Annotated in this window: 15 protein-coding genes; 2 read left to right on the top strand and 13 right to left on the bottom strand. The window is 49.8% G+C overall.

What is annotated here, in order from left to right:
- Window positions 1-37: 37 nt before the first annotated feature.
- From HMPREF2626_RS06950 to pdhA, 11 genes are all read right to left on the bottom strand, one after another.
- Window positions 38-349: a YlbG family protein gene (locus tag HMPREF2626_RS06950; RefSeq protein ID WP_070619257.1), complete on the bottom strand. Its 312-nt coding sequence runs from the start codon at window positions 347-349 to the stop codon at window positions 38-40.
- 25 nt (window positions 350-374) lie between these two features.
- Complete coding sequence (locus HMPREF2626_RS06945; protein ID WP_210382803.1) at window positions 375-3,812, bottom strand: pyruvate carboxylase; 3,438 nt, start codon at window positions 3,810-3,812, stop codon at window positions 375-377.
- A 202-nt stretch (window positions 3,813-4,014) separates the two neighbouring features.
- Window positions 4,015-5,232: an FtsW/RodA/SpoVE family cell cycle protein gene (locus HMPREF2626_RS06940; protein ID WP_141744605.1), complete on the bottom strand. Its 1,218-nt coding sequence runs from the start codon at window positions 5,230-5,232 to the stop codon at window positions 4,015-4,017.
- On the bottom strand, window positions 5,210-5,527 hold the full coding sequence (locus HMPREF2626_RS06935; RefSeq protein ID WP_070619251.1) for a DUF1507 family protein: 318 nt from the start codon (window positions 5,525-5,527) through the stop codon (window positions 5,210-5,212). Before HMPREF2626_RS06935 ends, HMPREF2626_RS06940 begins: the two co-directional genes overlap by 23 nt.
- A 649-nt stretch (window positions 5,528-6,176) precedes the next feature.
- Window positions 6,177-8,018 (bottom strand): translational GTPase TypA, encoded by a 1,842-nt coding sequence (gene typA, locus HMPREF2626_RS06930; protein ID WP_067972449.1) that lies wholly within the window; start codon window positions 8,016-8,018, stop codon window positions 6,177-6,179.
- 379 nt (window positions 8,019-8,397) lie between these two features.
- Window positions 8,398-9,195 carry an inositol monophosphatase family protein gene (locus HMPREF2626_RS06925; protein ID WP_070619248.1) on the bottom strand — a complete coding sequence of 266 codons (798 nt, stop codon included), beginning with the start codon at window positions 9,193-9,195 and terminating at the stop codon, window positions 8,398-8,400.
- A gap of 12 nt (window positions 9,196-9,207) precedes the next feature.
- A complete protein-coding gene (locus HMPREF2626_RS06920; RefSeq protein ID WP_070619246.1) occupies window positions 9,208-9,477 on the bottom strand; it encodes a UPF0223 family protein in 270 nt (89 codons plus the stop codon).
- A 508-nt stretch (window positions 9,478-9,985) separates the two neighbouring features.
- Entirely contained in the window at window positions 9,986-11,398 is a 1,413-nt protein-coding gene (lpdA, locus tag HMPREF2626_RS06915; RefSeq protein WP_070619243.1) for a dihydrolipoyl dehydrogenase, read from the bottom strand.
- Between the two features lie 11 nt (window positions 11,399-11,409).
- On the bottom strand, window positions 11,410-13,062 hold the full coding sequence (locus tag HMPREF2626_RS06910; RefSeq protein WP_070619240.1) for a dihydrolipoyllysine-residue acetyltransferase: 1,653 nt from the start codon (window positions 13,060-13,062) through the stop codon (window positions 11,410-11,412).
- 108 nt (window positions 13,063-13,170) lie between these two features.
- On the bottom strand, window positions 13,171-14,163 hold the full coding sequence (locus tag HMPREF2626_RS06905) for an alpha-ketoacid dehydrogenase subunit beta (RefSeq protein WP_070619237.1): 993 nt from the start codon (window positions 14,161-14,163) through the stop codon (window positions 13,171-13,173).
- 2 nt (window positions 14,164-14,165) lie between these two features.
- Complete coding sequence (gene pdhA / locus HMPREF2626_RS06900; protein ID WP_070619234.1) at window positions 14,166-15,269, bottom strand: pyruvate dehydrogenase (acetyl-transferring) E1 component subunit alpha; 1,104 nt, start codon at window positions 15,267-15,269, stop codon at window positions 14,166-14,168.
- A gap of 507 nt (window positions 15,270-15,776) precedes the next feature.
- Between pdhA and def the strand changes: the two genes are divergently transcribed.
- Together def and HMPREF2626_RS06890 are read left to right on the top strand one after the other, a co-directional pair.
- A complete protein-coding gene (gene def / locus HMPREF2626_RS06895; protein ID WP_070619231.1) occupies window positions 15,777-16,349 on the top strand; it encodes a peptide deformylase in 573 nt (190 codons plus the stop codon).
- A gap of 380 nt (window positions 16,350-16,729) precedes the next feature.
- Window positions 16,730-17,485: an SDR family NAD(P)-dependent oxidoreductase gene (locus HMPREF2626_RS06890; RefSeq protein ID WP_070619228.1), complete on the top strand. Its 756-nt coding sequence runs from the start codon at window positions 16,730-16,732 to the stop codon at window positions 17,483-17,485.
- Window positions 17,486-17,575: 90 nt separating this feature from the next.
- Here HMPREF2626_RS06890 and HMPREF2626_RS06885 read toward each other — a convergent pair whose 3' ends face one another.
- Together HMPREF2626_RS06885 and coaBC are read right to left on the bottom strand one after the other, a co-directional pair.
- Complete coding sequence (locus HMPREF2626_RS06885; RefSeq protein WP_070619224.1) at window positions 17,576-18,010, bottom strand: hypothetical protein; 435 nt, start codon at window positions 18,008-18,010, stop codon at window positions 17,576-17,578.
- Between the two features lie 27 nt (window positions 18,011-18,037).
- Window positions 18,038-19,243: a bifunctional phosphopantothenoylcysteine decarboxylase/phosphopantothenate--cysteine ligase CoaBC gene (gene coaBC, locus HMPREF2626_RS06880; protein ID WP_070619221.1), complete on the bottom strand. Its 1,206-nt coding sequence runs from the start codon at window positions 19,241-19,243 to the stop codon at window positions 18,038-18,040.
- Window positions 19,244-19,534: the final 291 nt, after the last annotated feature.

The following is a 19,534-nucleotide window of genomic DNA, read 5'->3' as shown; positions in this document are numbered from 1 at the left end:
ATCATCCAAGCCTAAACGCCAAGTCTCACACCCTTTCTTAAAACCGATATTTCAATTCCGGTAGCCCATCATCCTCCGGCATCCGCTCTTTCAATTCATCCAGCACCTGGTCAAATTCGGTGTTGATCTCCTGGCGCGGTGACTCTTCCACCTCGCGGACAAATTTCAGCTTGCGGATCTTTTGGATGGTGTCGTCAATCGATTCGATTGGGCTGTAGACGACAGCGTACTTGAGCTTATAGGAAATATAATAGACATAGCCATATTTCTGTAAGGGGCGGGTGTGCTTGGTGGAATGGAGCCAGACAATGAGTCCCGCCCGGTCTTGCCGTTGTTCATATTCTGCCATTGGCGTCACCTCCCTGCTGACTCGTCTAGGCTTTTTCAATTTCGATCAATAGGTCGTTGGAGTCTACCTGGTCGCCTGCTTGGACGTGGATGGCTTTGATTACCCCGTCGATTGGTGCCTTAACGGTGGTTTCCATCTTCATGGCTTCCGTTACCAGGATGGTTTGACCGACCTTGACGCTGTCCCCTTTTTCGCAGGAAACCTTGACAATGGTCCCTGGCATGGTCGCACCGATGTGGCCGCGGTTGGATGGGTCGGCTTTTGGACGGAGGGCCACGGTGGACTTGATGGTCGTATCCTTAACCGTGATTTCCCGGCGTTGGCCGTTGAGGTCGAAGTAGACGATGCGCTCACCTAGGTGGTTAGGAGCGCCGACTTGGATGAGCTTAATCCGTAAGACCTTACCCTTTTGGATCTCAACCGAGACGGTTTCACCGGGCTGCATGCCGCGGAAGAAGGTTGGAGTATCAATGTTAGATAGGTCGGAGTAGTTGTCCAACTTCTTGCAGTAGTCGACGAAGACTTTTGGATACATGAGATAGGCCAGTAAGTCTTGGTTCGTGATCTCAATGTCCACTTGTTCGGCTAATTCTTCCCGCACAGCGTCGAAGTTCACAGGATCTAAGAGGGCACCGGGCCGTTCAGTCGTTGCTGGGGCGCCCTTGAGGATGATGTCTTGGACATCTTTAGGGAAGCCGCCCACGGGCTGGCCCAGGTCACCTTGGAAGAACTTGATAACGGAGTCTGGGAAGTCCAGGCTCTTGCCGCGTTCGAAGAAGTCGTCGATGGAGAGCTTGTTTTGGACCATGAAGAGGGCCATGTCGCCCACCACCTTAGAAGATGGGGTCACCTTGACAATATCGCCGAAGAGCATGTTGACGTCGTGGTACATGACCTTGATTTCTTCCCAGCGGTCTTCCAGGCCGACCCCGATGGCTTGTTGCTGGAGGTTGGTGTATTGGCCACCTGGCATCTCGGTCTTGTAGATCTCGGTTTCAGGCACCTTGAGCCCGGAAGCAAAATCATTGTAATAGGCCCGGACGCCTGACCAGTAGTGGTTCATCTTCTGGGCATTGCCCACGTTGAGTTCTGGACGGCGGTCGTCGTGTTCTAGGGCATAGTAGAGGGTGGTCATACTTGGCTGGCTGGTGGTGGAGGAGAAGGCGGAAGTGGCCACGTCCACAATATCGACACCCGCACGAGCTGCTTCAGCATAGGTGATAATCCCATTGCCTGCGGTGTCGTGGGTGTGGAGGTGGATAGGCACATCCACTGCTGCCTTGAGTTCAGAGATCAGGGCATAGGCGGCTTGGGGTTTCAAGAGCCCAGCCATGTCCTTGATGGCGATAATATCGGCCCCAGCGCTGACCAGGTCCTTGGCGAAGTTGACATAGTAGTCGGTGGAATACTTCTGCCGGTCGGGATTGAGGACGTCGCCGGTATAGCACATGGCCGCTTCGGCGATCTTACCCGTGTCCTTGACGAACTGGAGCGGTTTTTCGATCTGTTTGATCCAGTTCAAGCTGTCGAAGATCCGGAAGACGTCGATGCCAGATTCCGCAGACTGCTTGATAAAGGCTTCCAGCACATTGTCCGGATAAGCCGTGTAACCCACCGCATTGGACCCTCTAAAGAGCATCTGCAGGAGGGTATTTGGCATAGCGGCCCGGAATTTCTCCAAGCGTTCCCAAGGGTCTTCGGTCAGGAAGCGGTAGGCCGTATCGAAGGTGGCTCCGCCCCAGACTTCCATGGAGAAGAAGTTTGGATTGGCTGCTTCCATGGCTTGGGCTGCCTTGACCATGTCCCGGGTCCGCATCCGGGTCGCAATCAGCGACTGGTGGGCATCCCGCATGGTGGTGTCGGTCAGGAGGAGTTCTTTCTTCTCCGTCACGAAATCTTGGACGGCCTTGACCCCGTCCTTATCTAAGATCTGCTTGGCAGTTGGGCCATGGCTGTCGACTGCTTCCAAGCTATTTGGCACTTGGGCCTTGGTGTAGTGGGGTTTTTCCCCACGTTTGAGGCCGGGGAAGCCGTTGATAGTTGTTTCTGCGATATAGCGGAGGATCTTGTTCCCTCTATCCCGGTTCTTTTCTTTAGGGAATTCGAAGAGGGATGGGGTGTTGTCGATGAAGAGGGTCGTCGCTTGGCCAGTCTGGAATTCCTCGTGGCGGACCACGTTCAAGAGGAAGGGAATATTGTTCTTGACGCCGCGGATCCGGTACTCACGCAGGGCCCGGGTCATCTTGGCCACAGTTTCCTCGAAGGTCATGGCATGGGCGATCAGCTTGGTCACCATGGAATCATAGTAAGGCGAGACTTCCGCATTCTGGTAGCCGTTCCCCGCATCCAGACGCAGGCCGAAACCACCTGGTGAACGATAGGTATTGATCTTACCCGTATCTGGGAAGAAGTTGTTGGCTGGGTCTTCGGTCGTGATCCGGCACTGGATGGCATAGCCCATCAGCGGCAGGTCTTCTTGCTTAGGCAGGCCAATCGCTTCAAAAGATTCCCCGTCCGCAATCCGGATCTGGGCCTTGACAATATCGACCCCAGTGATCTCTTCGGAAATGGTGTGTTCCACTTGGACCCGAGGATTGACTTCGATGAAGTAGAAGTCGTGGCCATCTAATAAGAATTCCACTGTCCCAGCATTCTGATAGCCAACATGGGACATGAGTCGGACCGCTTCATCGCAGACCTCGTGGCGGACTTCCATGGGCAGACCCACTGTTGGCGCCACTTCAACCACTTTTTGGTGGCGGCGTTGGACGGAGCAGTCACGTTCCCAGAGGTGCATAACATGGCCGTGCTGGTCGCCTAGGATTTGGACTTCGATGTGTTTAGGATTGGCAATGTATTTCTCGGCATACATGACGCCCGAGCCAAACGCCTTGAGCGCTTCGTTGGAGGCTGTTTCGAATTGTTCTTCCAGTTCATCTTCTGAGCGAACCACCCGCATGCCGCGGCCCCCGCCCCCATTGGCTGCCTTGACCATGATCGGATAGCCCGCTTCCTTGGCGAAAGCACGGACTTCTTCGACAGATTCCACTGGACCTGGTGTCCCTGGAATTTCGCGGATACCGGCATCACGGGCGGCAATTTTTGCCTTAACCTTGTCCCCAAACATATCCAGGGTTTCGACTTTCGGTCCGATGAAGATAATGCCTTCTTCCTGGCAGCGGCGGGCAAAGTCCACATTCTCAGACAGGAAGCCGTAGCCAGGGTGGATGGCGTCGGCGCCGGTGTCTTTGGCGATGCGGATAATGTCTTCAATGTCGAGATAGGCTTCAACTGGTTTCTTGCCTTCCCCAACCAGGTAGGATTCGTCCGCCTTGAAGCGGTGGACTGAATTCTCATCTTCCTTGGCAAAGATTGCGACCGTCTCGATGCCTAATTCAAAACAGGCCCGGAAGACACGGATAGCGATTTCGCCACGGTTGGCGACTAGGACTTTTTTAATCATAATTACACTCCCCTTTGATGACATGCAGTGGCTACTTGGATATAAACTTGGGATAATATGCTAAACTCTTTTTAAACAACAAATTTTTGCCAAAAACCTGTTCCAAAAGTCAGCCCTGACCTCCACTTCACAAACTATGTCTGATTGTTTACCAACAATCAGACATAGTTTGCTCCAGTGATTCAGGGCTAAACAACTTTTGTCACACTCTATTTTGATCGGCTCTTACGGCTGAGAGGGCCAGGCCCACCATGATGGCCGAGGTGAGGATGGAGGACCCGCCGTATGAGATGAAGGGGAAGGTAATCCCCGTGATCGGCAGGAGCCCCGTCACCCCGCCCAGGTTGATCACAGCCTGGATCAGGAAATAAGAGGCCAGCCCAATTAAGAGCATTTGGATATAGACGCTTCGGGCTTTCTGGGCCCGGTAGTAGAGGTAGAGGGTGAGGTAGAAGTAGAGGCCCAGGATAAAGATTAGGCCAACTAGCCCCAACTCCTCGCCCACGATGGCCATGATGAAGTCGTTGTGGGCTTCAGGCAGGTAGCCCAACTTCTGGACCGAATTCCCCAGGCCTCGGCCGAAGAGACCGCCCCCCTTGAGGGCATAGTAGGAATTGACCAATTGGTGGCCGATTCCCTGGGCCTCGGGGAAGGGATTCACGAAGCTGAGCAGGCGTTGGACTTGGTAGTTATCCGAGGTCCAGCCCAAGTGGTTGGCCAGGCGAGCGCCTAAAACCAAGACGGCATAGCCTGCGACCGCCAGACCGCTCAGCACTTTGACGACCTTAGACGATATCCCCGATCCCAGCACCATGAGACTGGCAATAACAAGCAGCAGGCCGAAGCCCCCGATATCAGGCAGGAGGACGGCAATGCCCAGCCAGAGCAGGATGGCGCCAGGTACTAAGGGATGGCGGCCGAGGACTCGGAAGAAGCCCTTCCAACCCGGGTTCTGGCCGAAGTCTTTTTGGTAGCGGCTGAAATAGTCCGCTAAGAGTAGGATCAAGACCGGCTTGGCGAATTCAATCGGTTGGATGGAGATCACATAGAGGTCGATCCAACCCTTGGCCCCGTTGATCTCTTCTCCAAAGAAGAGGACGAAGACCAAGGCCAGGCTGATAACCGCAATGGCCAGCTTCTTGAAAGCTTGGCTGCGAAAAACCGTCACCCGGAGCCGGTAGATCAGCATGGCGACGACGAAACCGACGCCCATGAAGACCAGCTGGCGGACCACATAGTAGGAGACATCATTGCCCTCCGAGATGGCCCGGTAGGATGAAGCCGTAAAGACCATGATCAAGCCGATAATCGAGAGCACCATATAGGGCAGGAAGATCGATAGATTCATCTCCCGGTAGGCCCTCCTCAGCGCCGAAGCGAGCTTTTGCGTCTTAGACTTAGGAGTCTTTTCTGTTGGCACGGTGGTCCCCCTCTACATGGTAGAACTGCCCCTCTTCGAAGATCTCCGTATAAACCTGGTTCAGGGTATTCTCCAATTCTTGAATAATTTGATGGCCCTTATCTTTCGAAAGTGCACCAATCGCAATCGCATAGGCGACTTGCTTGGAGAAGCCATACATCTGAGTATCCACAATCTCCTCAAAGGCCGGACACTGGGCAAAACATAAGTGTTCCTTTTGACTGAGGATTAAGTGAGAGATGCGTTGGGCTTCATGAAGCAAGATCTCTTCCGCTTGCTTCCGATCGATATCCATTCGCTATCCCCTCCTTCTTTATATTAAGCATATACACATGAAATTATACCATAACTTGATGAGAAGCTTGTTAGTTTTCGGGATTTTATTCGCTTGAGAATAAATGTGACTATCTATTAAGCCAGGATTTGGCTGCTGTGAGCGAGATAAGGACATATCCGGATCGTTTTGGCGCTTGCGAAAGGAGATACCGACATATCTCAAACGTTTTGGCGCTTGCGAAACGACTTACCGACATATCTCGAGGGTTTTGGCGCTTGCGAAACGAGATACCGACATATCTCGGACGTTTTGGCGCTTACGGAACGACTTACCGACATATCTCAAACGTTTTGGCGCTTACGAAAGGAGATACCGACAAAAGATCCAGTGATTGTCCGTTATGGGCACCAGGATTGCCGTATCTTGGAGAAATTGCATCTTCTCGCACGACAATTCAGTTTCTCGGCGACTTACTGCATCTTCCTTCGAGACAATGCAGTTTCTAATCCCAGAATTCAGTCCCCCTCTAGTCCCAGAAGCCCTAGCCGTCTTGATCCTTCTAAAATTCAAAGATCGAATTCAACAGCGCAGCGCATGCTCACCAGCACAATTCCCAAATAAAAAGCAGGAAGTAGAGCTCATCCCTCCACTTCCTACCGGTTCTTGCTTAATTTTCTGCTTTTTTCTTACGTTTGTTGTAGCGGGCGCGTTCGCTCTTGTTAAGGATGCGTTTGCGGACGCGGACAGTTTCTGGGGTCACTTCACAGAGTTCGTCGTCATCCATGAATTCCAGCGATTGTTCCAAGTTCAGGACGCGCGGTTCCTTGATGGTCGCGGTTTGGTCCTTGGTGGCTGAACGCACGTTGGTCAGGTTCTTGGCCCGGACGATGTTGACGTCGATGTCTTCTTCCCGGGCATTTTCCCCGACAACCATGCCTTCGTAAACTTCAGTCCCTGGGTGGACGAAAATGGTCCCGCGGTCTTCCACGTTCATGATACCGTAAGTGGTAGCTTTGCCGGTTTCCGTAGAGACCAGAGAGCCATTGCGGCGGCCGCCGATTTCGGCATTAATCAGGGGTTGGTAGGAATCGAAGCTATGGTTCATGATCCCGTAACCGTGCGTCATGGTCACGAATTGGGTGCCATAGCCGATCATCCCCCGGGCAGGCACCAAGTAGTTCAAGCGCACCGTCCCGCGACCTTCGTTGACCATGTCCAACATTTGCCCCTTACGTTGGTTCAAGGAATCAATCACGCTCCCTTGGTATTCTTCAGGGGTGTCGATTTGTACCGATTCAAAAGGCTCTTGCTTGATGCCGTCGATCTCCCGGATAATGACTTCCGGACGTGACACTTGGAGTTCGAAACCTTCCCGGCGCATGTTTTCAATCAAGATGGACAGGTGGAGTTCCCCCCGGCCAGAAACGATCCATTGGTCAGGCTCAGGCGTATCTTCCACGCGCAGAGACACGTCGGTATGGAGCTCATACTTCAAGCGTTCTTCGATCTGACGGGCGGTCACAAATTTCCCTTCCCGACCCGCAAAAGGCGAGTTGTTGGTCATGAAGGTCATTTGTAGAGTAGGCTCATCGATCCGTAGTGGCGGGAAGGCTTCCTGTACCTCAGTATCCGTCACGGTTTCACCCACATAGATGTCTTCCATCCCGGATACCGCAATCAGGTCGCCAGCTTCGGCATGGTCGATTTCTACCCGGTCTAAACCAAGGAAGCCTAACAATTTCGTGACCCGGAAGTTCTTCTTGGTCCCGTCCAACTTGTTCAAGGTCACTTGGTCGCCCACACTGATGGAGCCGCGGAAGATCCGGCCAATCCCGATACGGCCTACATAGTCGTTATAGTCCAGCATGCAGACTTGGAATTGCAGGGGTTCATCCTTGTTATCTTCAGGGGCTGGCACGTTTTCGATGATGGCGTCAAAGATTGGTGCCATCGTCTTTTCTTGCTTAGCAGGGTCTGCCGAATAGCTAGACGTTCCGTTCATAGCTGAAGCGTAAACCACTGGGAATTCGATTTGGTCTTCGTCCGCACCAAGTTCGATAAAGAGGTCAAGAACTTCATCCACCACTTCCATTGGCCGAGCAGCTGGCTTGTCGATCTTGTTTACCACCACAATCGGGGTCTTGCCTGCTTCGAAGGCTTTTTGGAGGACAAAACGAGTCTGTGGCATGGTTCCTTCATAGGCATCCACAACCAGAACAACCCCGTCAACCATGGTCATGATCCGTTCCACTTCACCCCCGAAGTCCGCGTGCCCTGGGGTGTCCATGATATTCACTCGGGTACCCTTGTAGTTAACCGCTGTGTTCTTAGAGAGGATGGTAATCCCACGTTCCCGTTCCAGGTCATTGGAATCCATGGCCCGTTCATCTAAGTGGGCCCGCTCATCTAAGGTATCTGAATTTTCAAGTAGCTGGTTAACCAAGGTCGTTTTCCCGTGGTCAACGTGGGCTATAATGGCGACATTCCGAATATCTTCGCGTTTTGTCATTGATGTCTTAACTCCTTTTTCTTTTGCTTCTATTATTTAACTGGTCAAAAAATGTTTTATACTTTAATATTAGTGATTTAGGAAACTTTCTATGTAATCTACTCTTGAGCAGTAGTGGAGCGTTGAAATTGGTCGTTAGCCATGAAAAAGCAAGCGATGTGAATTAGGGATAGTAGGCGTTAGCCGTACTAGCCCTTTGAAGCTCGCTAGGTGAGGGACCCTGGCCCGAACCGGTGCCATGGCTTTTTAACGACCAAATTCAGAAGCGTAACGAATGCTCACTTGCACAATCATAATCACAAGTTCATAAAGCTCCAAAAAATCTGCTTTTTCATTTTATCACTATTACTAGGCCTTGCCTAGGAATTATTGGGGATTTTTACATTTTATCCCAGGCGGCTTCAACAGCTAGGTACTTGACAAATTGTTGGTAGGCGCTGGGGTAACCGATCACACCTGAGCCCTTGTGGAGAAGGTCTAACTTGCTGCCATCGAACTGACTAAAGCTAAGCCCTGCCTCGCGGGCAATAACAGCACCAGCGGCCACATCCCAGGGGGCTAGCTTAGGTGAGAAGTAGAGTAAAAGGTCCCCGCGCAGAACATAGAGAACCTGCAGGCCGGCCGAGCCGTAGATCCTAAAACCTAGCGCCTGGTCGATGAAGTCCTGGATGCGGTGGGTATTGTGGAGGGCGTAGCTGCCGTTGCCTGCAATCAGACCCTCGCGCAGGGGCTTGTCGTCAAAAGGCTTCTCGAAAGGCTGGCCATTCCAAGTCACCCCCTGCCCCTGCCAGGCAGACACATAGTCATCCGCCATCACATCATAGATCACGCCAAACTGGCCTTCCCCATCCACATAACGCCCCAGCATAATGGCGAAGTGGCGGCCTTGACCATAGAAATTCGCGGTCCCGTCGATAGGGTCAATAATCCACACGGTCCCCTCCAGGCTATCCGACTGCTGGCCCTCCCCCTCTTCGCCAATAATTCGATCATCCGGGAAATGGGACTGGATCTGCTCGCGCAAGTAGCGCTCCGTCTCCTGGTCCAGGTTAGTCACAATATCCTGGTGGCTGGACTTCTCATTTACTGTCAGCGGCTGGTCCATTGCCTGGCGGATATGGTCAGCCGCCGCCATCACCCAACTGTGAACTAATTCTTCAATTGCTTGTCTATCCATTCAACTTCCTCCTTAAGGCATGGTCACGCGGCCGGCCTCTGTTGCCCTAGCCTTCTGCATGGTCCGATACACACTATAAGACGACACCTTCTCGAAGGCATTGCCCAGCTGCTTCTCCTCCATCTTCGACGGCACCACTTCCTTGAAAGCCCGGTAAGCCGCCAGCAAGTTTGTGCGGTCAACGCCTCCCTCATAGGCCAATTCCACCGCATGGAAAAATTCCACCACTACCGTCATCTCCTCAGTCGACCAAGACATATCCAGTGGGTAAGCATAAGCCATCCTAATCGCCTCCTTCAGCGTTCACTTTGCTTCTATTATAGCAGAAAATAGACCCTGGTGGCAGCAAGCGGCTTAGTCTGGGAGGAGAAGAAGGTTTGGAACTTGGCTGGGGATAAAAATATAGTAGGCGCTAGCCGTACTAGCCCAAACCTGCTCCAAAAGTCAACCCTGACTCCACTTCACAAAATCTAGGCGAGCCTTTAGCAAGGCTCTTCTAGATTTTGCTCCAGTGGTTCAGGCTTAACCGACTTTTGTCGCACTCTAATTCTTTGAAGCTTGCTAGGTGAGAGACCTTGGCCGAACCGGTGCTATGCTTTAGCCGTTGGAGCGCTAGCGACTTACGGATAAAGTACAAGACGGCTTTAGCCGTGTTGATCATCTGAACATTCAACGATCAAATTCAAGACGAAACGCATGCTGACAGTACAACCATAAGCCCCATTAAAAAAGAGCCCGAGATCAGGCTCTTTTTTGTGTATAGAATCAATTTTTTGTCTGCTTAATCGGATTAAGCGTGGATAGCTTGGCCTAAAAGACCTTCTGCACAGTCCTTGATCGCTTCATTCAAGGTTGGGTGACCGTGAACCGTCAAGGCAATATCTTCAGCTGTCATGCCAGATTCAATGGCTAAGCCAATTTCAGCAGCTGCATCCGATGCGTTAGGTCCAACCACTTGGCCACCAACGATAATGTTGTTGTCCTTAGTAGCGACTAAGCGAACGAAACCATCTGCGTTAGCCATAGATACGGCACGTCCGTTCCCACCGAATGGGAATTTGAAGGAGTGGACTTCCAAGCCTTTTTCTTTAGCGTCAGCTTCGGTTAAGCCGTAGCTAGCTAATTCAGGGTCAGTGTAAGCAATTGAAGGCATTGACTTGTAGTCAACAATTGCATTTTCCCCTGCGATAGCTTCTGCAGCTACGATCCCTTCGTAAGAAGCTTTGTGGGCAAGGGCTAGGCCTGGCACGATGTCACCAATAGCGTAAATGTTCTTCACGCTTGTGCGGCCTTGTTCATCAACCTTGACTAAGCCGCGGTCGTCCATTTCAACGCCTGCAGCTTGTAAGCCGATTTCAGCCGTATTTGGGCGACGACCAACAGATACGAGAACTTTAGAAACGGTAATTTCTTTTTCTTTACCTTTTTCTTCGTATTTAACGGTAACAGAGTCGCCGTTGTCTGTTGCTTCTTTAGCCATGCCATTAGTAATAACGGTCATGCCTTTTTTCTTCATGTCTTTTTGAACCACTTTCACCATGTCTTTTTCAAAACCTGGTAAGAGTTGTGGAGACCCTTCAAGGATGGTGACTTCAGAACCGAGGTTAGCGTAGGCAGAACCTAATTCAGAACCTACCACACCGCCACCGATCACTAAGAGTTTTTCTGGAACTTCTTCGAAGGCTAAAGCGCCTGTTGAGTCAACGATGTTACCGCCAAACTTGAAGCCTGGGATTTCGATTGGTGTTGACCCAGTAGCAACGATCAAGTTGTTGTAAGTGTACAATTGATGTTCGTCGCCTTCACCGGTAACGGTTAATTCTTTATCGTTGTTGATATAAGCTTCGCCCCATACAACGTCGATCTTGTTCTTCTTGAAGAGGAAGCCAATCCCGTCAGTCATTTTCTTAACGACTTGGTTGTCTTTCCAATCTTGAGTCTTAGTAAAGTCTAAGTTTGTTCCTTCAGTTGTCACACCGAAAACTTCTGCGCCTTCTAAGGCAGAATGGTAAGCATGACCTGCTTGGATCAAGGCTTTAGAAGGAATACAGCCGACGTTCAAGCAAACCCCACCGAGGAATTCGCGTTCAATTACTGTAACCTTTTGGCCTTTTTGGGCAGCACGGATTGCTGCCACATAGCCACCAGGGCCTGAACCGATAACGACTGTATCTAATTCAATTGCCATTGCTCCTACTACCATATTTTATCAACCTATCCTTCCATTAATAGCAATTCTGGTTCTGACAATAAGCGAGCGACTTCGTTCAAGCAGCGTTGACCGACAGCCCCATCGACAATACGGTGGTCGAAGGTTAATGACAGTTTCAGAACGCGGCCAACTACTAATTCGCCTTCATCGTTGACAACAGGTTCTTGCTTGATGGCACCGAAACCTAAGATGGCAACTTCTGGGAAGTTAAGGATTGGAGTGAAGAATTCACCACCAGCTGAACCGATGTTAGAAATTGTAATGGTACCGTCGCCCATTTCTTCGTTGGTTAATTCGCCAGCATGAGCTTTGGCAGCTTTTTCGTTGATTTCGTTAGCAATTTCAAACATTGATTTTTGGTTAGCATTCTTAACGTTTGGAACGAATAGGCCATTGTCAGTGTCTGTTGCGATCCCTACGTTATAGTATTTCTTAAGGATATATTCGCGGTTTTCTTCGTCGATTGATGCGTTAAGCATTGGGTATTTCTTAACAGCAGCAACTAAGGCTTTAACCACATATGGTAAGAAGGTTAACTTCACATCACGTTCTGCAGCGATGCCCTTGAATTTCTTACGGTGATCCCAAAGTTTAGACACTTCAACGTCCATGAAGAGGGATACTTGAGGTGCGGTAAACTTAGAAGTGGTCATGGATTCAGAGATAATCCGACGCATTGGTGAGATCTTCACGCGTTCAACTAAGTCTTCGTTAGAAACAGTTGGAGCTGGAGCTGGTGATTTCTTAGCTGCTTTTTCTTCTTGAGCTGGAGCGGCTTCTTGGCCAGCTTCTTGGCTGCTTGAAGCTTGAGCGTTTGGATCGAAGTTGTCAATATCATCACGGGTAATTTGACCGTTCTTGCCGCTGCCGTTCACTAAGCTGATGTCAACGCCTTTTTCGCGTGCATATTTACGAACAGAAGGCATGGCTTGGATCACGCGGTTTGGATCAGCTGTAGCTGGTGCTGAAGCTGCGCCACCTGTTGCGTCATCATTACCTTCGTCAGCCTTAGCTTCTTGAGCAGGTTGTGAAGGTGTTGAAGTATCTTCTGCGCCATCATCTTCGCCATTGTGTTCTGGTGAGTCGATTTCAGCTAAAACATCGCCTACATTTGCGATAGTCCCAGCTTCCACTAAGATCTTCTTAACCGTACCAGCAACTGGTGAAGCCACTTCTTCGACAGACTTGTCGTTTTGGATTTCAACGAGGGAATCTTCTTCAGTGATTTCGTCACCTTCAGAAACTAACCAAGAAACGATTTCGCCTTCTGCCATACCTTCACCAACGTCTGGTAAGCGGAATTTGTAGTAAGAGCCGCCACCATTGCTTGCTGGTGCTGGATCTTCAGCTTTTTCTTCTTGGGCTGGAGACTCAGGTGTTGAAGCAGGTGCTGCTTCAGCTTCGTTGTCTTCTAAGCCTTCGCCTTCGAATGCGATCAATGGTTCACCAACCATTGCCAAGTCGCCTTCTTCATAGTAAAGCTTGGTTACTTTCCCTGTTACAGGAGAGGTAATTTCTTCAACGGATTTATCGTTTTGGATCTCAACGAGTGTATCTTCTTCTTGGACTTCGTCGCCGACTTTGACGTCCCATGCAACGATTTCGCCTTCTGCCATACCTTCGCCGACATCGGGCATATTAAAAATGTAAGCCATAGTTTGAGTTCTTCCCTTCTATCTCTCAATACCTGTCTAAACTATCCTGAAATGATAAAGCTCAGAGCGGTTAAGTTGCCCTAACCGCTACCAAGCGTCCTTAATCAATTAGAATTCAGTTGCTTTCTTCACTGCTTCTTGGATATCTTCAGCATTTGGTAACCAAACGTTTTCAGCTAAACCAAATGGGAAGACAGTATCTGCAGCAGATACGAATTGGATAGGTGCTTCTAAGCTCAAGATATTGCGTTGTGAAATTTCAGCAATCACTTGGTTACCCACGCCTGCTTGACGTTGAGCTTCTTGAACCATTACCACACGGCCTGTCTTGTCAACAGAAGCCCCGATGGTTTCCATATCTAGAGGTTGAACGGTACGTAAGTCGATAACTTCAGCTGAGATGCCGTCTTTTTCAAGGGCTTCAGCAGCCTTCAATGCTTCACGCACCATGTAGCCGTAAGCAATGACAGTCACATCATTACCTTCGCGGGCAACATTGGCCTTGTTCAATTCAATTTCATATTGTTCTTCTGGAACTTCTTCACGGAATGACCGGTAAAGTTTCATGTGTTCTAAGAAGACAACTGGGTCATTGTCGCGGATAGAAGCGGTCAAGAGACCTTTTGCTTCGTATGGGCTTGATGGGATAACCACTTTAAGACCTGGAGATTGGGCCATTAAGCCTTCAAGGGAGTCCGCGTGCATTTCAGGTGTGTGAACGCCCCCGCCGAATGGTGAACGAACGGTAATAGGCATATGGCGGGTGCTACCCATACGGTAACGGGTACGTGCCATTTGACCAGAGATGGAGTCCATAACTTCGAATACGAAACCGAAGAATTGGATTTCCATAACAGGACGGAAGCCTTGAAGAGCTAAACCAATGGCTAAACCACCAATACCTGATTCGGATAGAGGTGTATCGCTGACACGGTCTTCACCATACTTGTCGTATAAGCCTGTGGTGGCACGGAATACACCGCCGTTTTTACCCACATCTTCACCAAAGATTAAGACTTTTTCATCGCGTGCCATTTCTTGGTCTAACGCTTCTGTAACGGCTTCAACCATTGTTTTGTTGCGGTTGTTCTTTTTAGCCATGCTTATTCACTCTCCTTTGCTTCATATTGTTCGATTTGTTCTTTAATGTTTTGACCAGGGTTTTCGAACATGTTCTTCAAGAAATCAGAAACTTTTTGTTGTGGGGCAGCTTCTGCCTTTTGAATCGCTTCTTTGATTTCTTCTTTCACTTGGTCAACATATTCAGTTTCCATGTCTTCATTCCATAGACCCTTGTCTTCCATGAACTTACGCATACGTAAGAGAGGTTCACGGCCGGTCCATAGTTCGATATCTTCATCAGTCCGGTAAAGTTTAGGGTTGTCACCTGATGTTGAGTGAGCACCTAAACGGTTGGTGATGGTTTCAATCAAGACAGGACCATTACCAGCAGCGGCATATTCACGTGCTTGTTTAGCTACAGCGTAAACAGCTAGGGCGTCGTTACCGTCAACTTGTACCCCTGGGATACCTGCTGCCACAGCTTTTTGAGCTAAGGTCTTAGCAGCGGATTGTTTTTCGCGTGGGGTTGAGATTGCGAAACCGTTGTTTTGGATGAAGAATACGATTGGTGCTTTGTAGCGGCTTGCATAGTTCCAGCCTTCATAAGAGTCACCTTGGGATGAACCACCGTCACCAGTGTAGACATAAGTCACATTGTCGGAACCATTTAATTTTTGGCCAACAGCATTACCCATAGCTTGGATTAATTGAGCACCGATAATGATTTGTGGTGGCATCGCATGTAGGTCTTCAGGGTAGTCGTTCCCTTCAACGTGTCCACGTGACCAGAGGAAGCCCTTGTAGATAGGCAAGCCTTTAGCGATTAATTGAGGAACGTCACGATAGCCTGGGAATAACCAGTCACCTTCTTCGAAAGCATAAGAGCTCGCCATTTGGGAAGCTTCTTGCCCATAGGTAGGTGCGTAGAAACCTAAACGTCCTTGCTTAGCGAGAGCCATAGAACGTTCGTGAAGCGTCCGAGAGAACACCATCCGTTTCATTAATTCAACTAATTCATCGTCTGATAAATCAGGCATAATCTCTTCATTAACGACTTTCCCTTCTTCGTCTAAGATACGAACCATTGGGAAAAGCTCGTCAATTGCTTCCAACTGCGCAGCATAATCTACTGGTTGTTTAGCCATTTATAATCATTCCTCTCTTATAATTGAAATTCTTTCAGTAATAAATCAAGTGCATTCAATTCTGTATCAATCAAATGCAGCCCTCTGTTATAAAGTATCATTTTAGCGTATAAAAAGCAAGTCTTATAGCTTGTCCAAGCAAAAGTTCTTTTATAGTACAGAAAAATTAATGAAAAGGCTGTCTTTTCTATACTTTGAGCCTTTTTTCACAAAGTTTGTTCTTATGACAAGCCTATGATCTCAGGCCTTTAAATGCGATTTTTGTTCTTATTCGTAAATTAAATCATTTAACTGTACCAATCATTTTGGATCATCTGTTATAGTCTCATCTAGGACAAGGAGCAAAGTAGCCTGTTTTAAGCGTTTACACGGCCTAATCCTTTGAAAGCTTTTTCGCGAGCTGTTTTTTTCGCCTTAAATATTAAGCAAAAGCGCTAAACATTTCCCGGCTTTAACGGTATAATGAGGGGAAGACATTTACTAGACTAGAAAGGATGTTATATCAATATGATTACAATGGATGATATTATCCGGGACGGCCACCCCACCCTGCGCAAAACCGCTGAGAAAGTGACCTTCCCTCTGACTGACGAGGACCGCGCCTTCGCCCAAGACTTAATGGACTACCTGCACAACAGCCAAGATGAAGAAATCGCTGAAAAGTACGGCCTCCGTGCAGGCGTAGGCCTGGCTGCTCCCCAAGTCAATGTCTCCAAGCAAATGACCGCCGTCCTGATCCCTGACCTGGAAGACCCAGACGGCAAGATTATAATGGAAGAAGTCGTCTGCAACCCGCGCATCCTCAGCCACTCCCTAGAAAAAGTGGCCCTACCGAGCGGCGAAGGCTGCCTGTCCGTCGACCAAGACGTCCCTGGCTATGTGCCTCGCTATGCGCGCATCACCCTCCGCTACCAAGACTTGGAAGGCAATGAGCACAAAAAACGCTTCAAAGGCTACCCCGCCATCGTCCTCCAACACGAAATCGACCACCTCAACGGCATCCTCTACTACGACCACATCAACCAAGACAACCCCTTCTCCCTCGACGAGAACTCATTTGTATTGGGAGAAGAATTTTAAGGATGAAGGATCAACAAGCTAGCCAGACCCTGGCTAGCTTGTTTTCTTTATGGTGAGGGTGTGGGAGCTTGCCTAGTAGAGGTTCAACTTGTTAATGGAAGCCGCATTCGCAAGTTGCCGACAGCCTACTTGCTAATGGAGGCCTGATTTACAAGTTATCGGCTTCCTAGTTGCTAACAGAGTCCTCACTCGCAAGTACCGGCAACTCACTCGCTAACAGAGGCAGCTAGTTTTTTTCAAACTTGCTTGATCGCTTTTTGGTATATAGGTGTAAGATATTTCGGATTAAAAATATTTTACAATTGTAAGCCTTTATTTTATGGTGGAAATGTAGGATGTAAGAATGAAATTATCCTATGTAAACTAAGGAGGAATGTTTGATGTCTTATAATCGTTTTGTTGATAAAGTGGTTATCGTTACCGGGGCAGCCTCTGGTATTGGTGAAGATGCTGCCAAGTCTTTCGCTGCCGAATCTGCTAAAGTCGTTGTGGCTGATATTAATGAAAAAGAAGGCCAGCGCGTTGTTGACGAGATCCAGGCAGCTGGGGGCGAGGCTATTTTTATCCAAGCTGACTCTGGCCAAGAGACTGACAACCGCGAATTAATTCAAAAGACTGTTGACCACTTCGGCAAGCTAGATGTCATGGTAGCCAATGCGGGAATTAATATTGAAGCGAAGATTGCCGACCTCTCAGTCGAAGATTACAAAAAAGTGCGGGCCATTAACCTCGATGGGGCCTTCTACGCGAATAAATTTGCTGTCGAACAATTTCTAAGCCAAGGTGGCGGGGGTGCTATCGTTAATATTGGCTCCATTCACTCCCACGTGGCACGTCAAGGCTTAACGGCCTACGCCACCACTAAGGGAGGTATCCAAATGTTGACCAAGCAGGTGGGAACCGATTACTTGGAAGAAGGGATCCGCTGCAACATGGTCTGCCCTGGTTATATCAATACACCTCTGACAGAAACCGTTGCTCCCGAAATTCGTGAAAAATTAGCGAGCTTGCATCCGATTAACCGCATGGGAGAAGTCGATGAAGTTTCTGCTGCTATCCTCTTCCTCGCTTCTGACGATGCGTCCTTTATCTCAGGGACCGACATCAAGGTCGATGGCGGTTATACGGCCGTTTAATGAAATAACAAAATATAGACTGTTTAAGAATCACTTCACTTCGATACAAGAAAAGGCTGGAACTGCAAAAGCTCCAGCCTTTTTATTGATTTAACCTAGCGACCGATTATGTGGCCAAGCGAGGACAAGGGATAAGATGAGAATGACCAAGTAAATGAGGTTCAGCGGCCAGGTCTTGTCTTGGCCAAAGATCGCTAAGAGTCGGTCTTCAATGCCAAAACTCGCAAAATACAGGGCGGCCAATATGACGGTGAGGATGGTCTGGCGGTAGAGAGGACGCGGCTTAGCCCCTCTCCGATTGATGAAGTGCCAGGCGGTCAGGGCCAGATTCAGTAAGGTCCAAACCCCCACAAAGAGCCCTGACCCGAGAGCCAAGCTGAAGGCCAGTCCAACAACCATATCCATGAAGCCCTCTTCTCCTATGATAGAAGCGACAGCTGGTAGGCCAGCGAAGGTCAGGCTAAGAAGTCCAAAGTAAATTAGCGGTAAGAAATTGCATACTTTCAAAGCTTTGAGTGTCTTCATACAAAAGAACCTCCTTGTGCTGAGTGCTTATTTTCTTTCCTTTATGGCTTGGGCCAAGATCTGGGCGGCGATGCCGTACTTGGACTGCTTGGCCACTGCCAGGACGTCCGTCGGGGTCACGATCTGGACCGCATTGTCCTCGCTCGCAAAACCAATGCCAGCCTGGCTGACATCGTTGGCGACAATCATATGGGCGCCCTTCTTCTCAAGTTTTTGCCGGGCATAGTCCACGACATGCTGGGTCTCCGCCGCAAAGCCAATGACATAGGCCTTGTCTTTAGGCAGGCTGGCCAGGATATCTGGGTTTTCTGCCAATTCTAAGCGTAGGCCCTGGTCTTGGTCTTGCTTTTTAATCTTTTGGTCAGCGGCTTGGGCGGCCCGGTAGTCGCTCACAGCCGCTGCCATCACGAGGATGTCCGCGCTCTGGATCTCCTCATGCATAGCCGTGTAGAGCTCTTGGGCGGTCGTGACCTGGCGGCATTCGATCCCCGGCAGGACTGGCAGCGTTTGAGCCGAGGGAGTCTGGACCAGGGTCACCTGAGCGCCAGCCAGGAGGGCCACATGGGCGAGGGCTGTTCCCATCTTCCCCGACGAGCGATTGGATAGGTAGCGGACCGGGTCAATCGGTTCCTCCGTTCCCCCGGCGCTGATGACTAGACGTTGGCCAGTCAGGTCCAGGGGCTGGTCGAGATTTTGGCAGGCAAAGAAGGCCTCAATTCCGGCATAAATTTCTTCAATCTCCGGCATCCGCCCCTTGCCCTCATAGCCCTCAGCCAGGAAGCCAAAGCCAGGTTCCAGGACGTAATGCCCATCTGCTCTCAGGCGGGCCACATTTCTTTGGACCGCCGGATTGGCCCACATCTTATGATTCATAGCTGGCACGAAGACGATCGATCCTTGGTTGGCCAATAGACTGCTCAGTGCCTCGTTGTCCGCCAACCCCTGAGCCATTTTCCCCAGGCTGTTGGCAGTCGCCGGCACCACCACGCTCAAGTCCGCCCAGTCCGCCAAGGCAATATGGGCCACCGGATCAGGATAGGCCGCCCCTTCTCTTAAGACTGGATACTTGGTCAGAACTTCCAAGGTCTCCGCCGTCACGAAGCGTTCTGCAGCCGGCGTCAGGGCCACCCGCACCGAAGCCCCCGCCTTGATCAAGCGCCGCACCAAGCCCGGCACCTTATAAGCCGCAATCCCCCCGGTCACAACCACTGCAATCTGTTTACCTGTTAACACACAACCCCTCCATCTTCATTGGATAATTTGCTTAAAGTATAGCACAGATCCCTTCCAGCCCCAATAAAAAACGGCGCTGCCCTGCTTGATCTTAGTCTTCATGTTAGGTGCATATTTTTTGACAAAAAGGACGCTGCTGGCTAGAAACCGGCACTATCTCCTTTGTTAATACCGTTTAGAAACGCGATTCGCCATCATTTCACTTGCTAATGCCGTTTGGAGATGTTTAGCCCTCTGGATTGGCTAACTGAAAGATGGGATACTGCATCTTCTCTTGCGATGTGGCAGTTT

It is taken from the genome of Aerococcus sp. HMSC062A02, assembly GCF_001809535.1.
GTDB lineage: Bacteria > Bacillota > Bacilli > Lactobacillales > Aerococcaceae > Aerococcus.
Note: the sequence above shows the minus strand (reverse complement) of the source record. Positions and strands in the feature narration are given on the sequence as shown.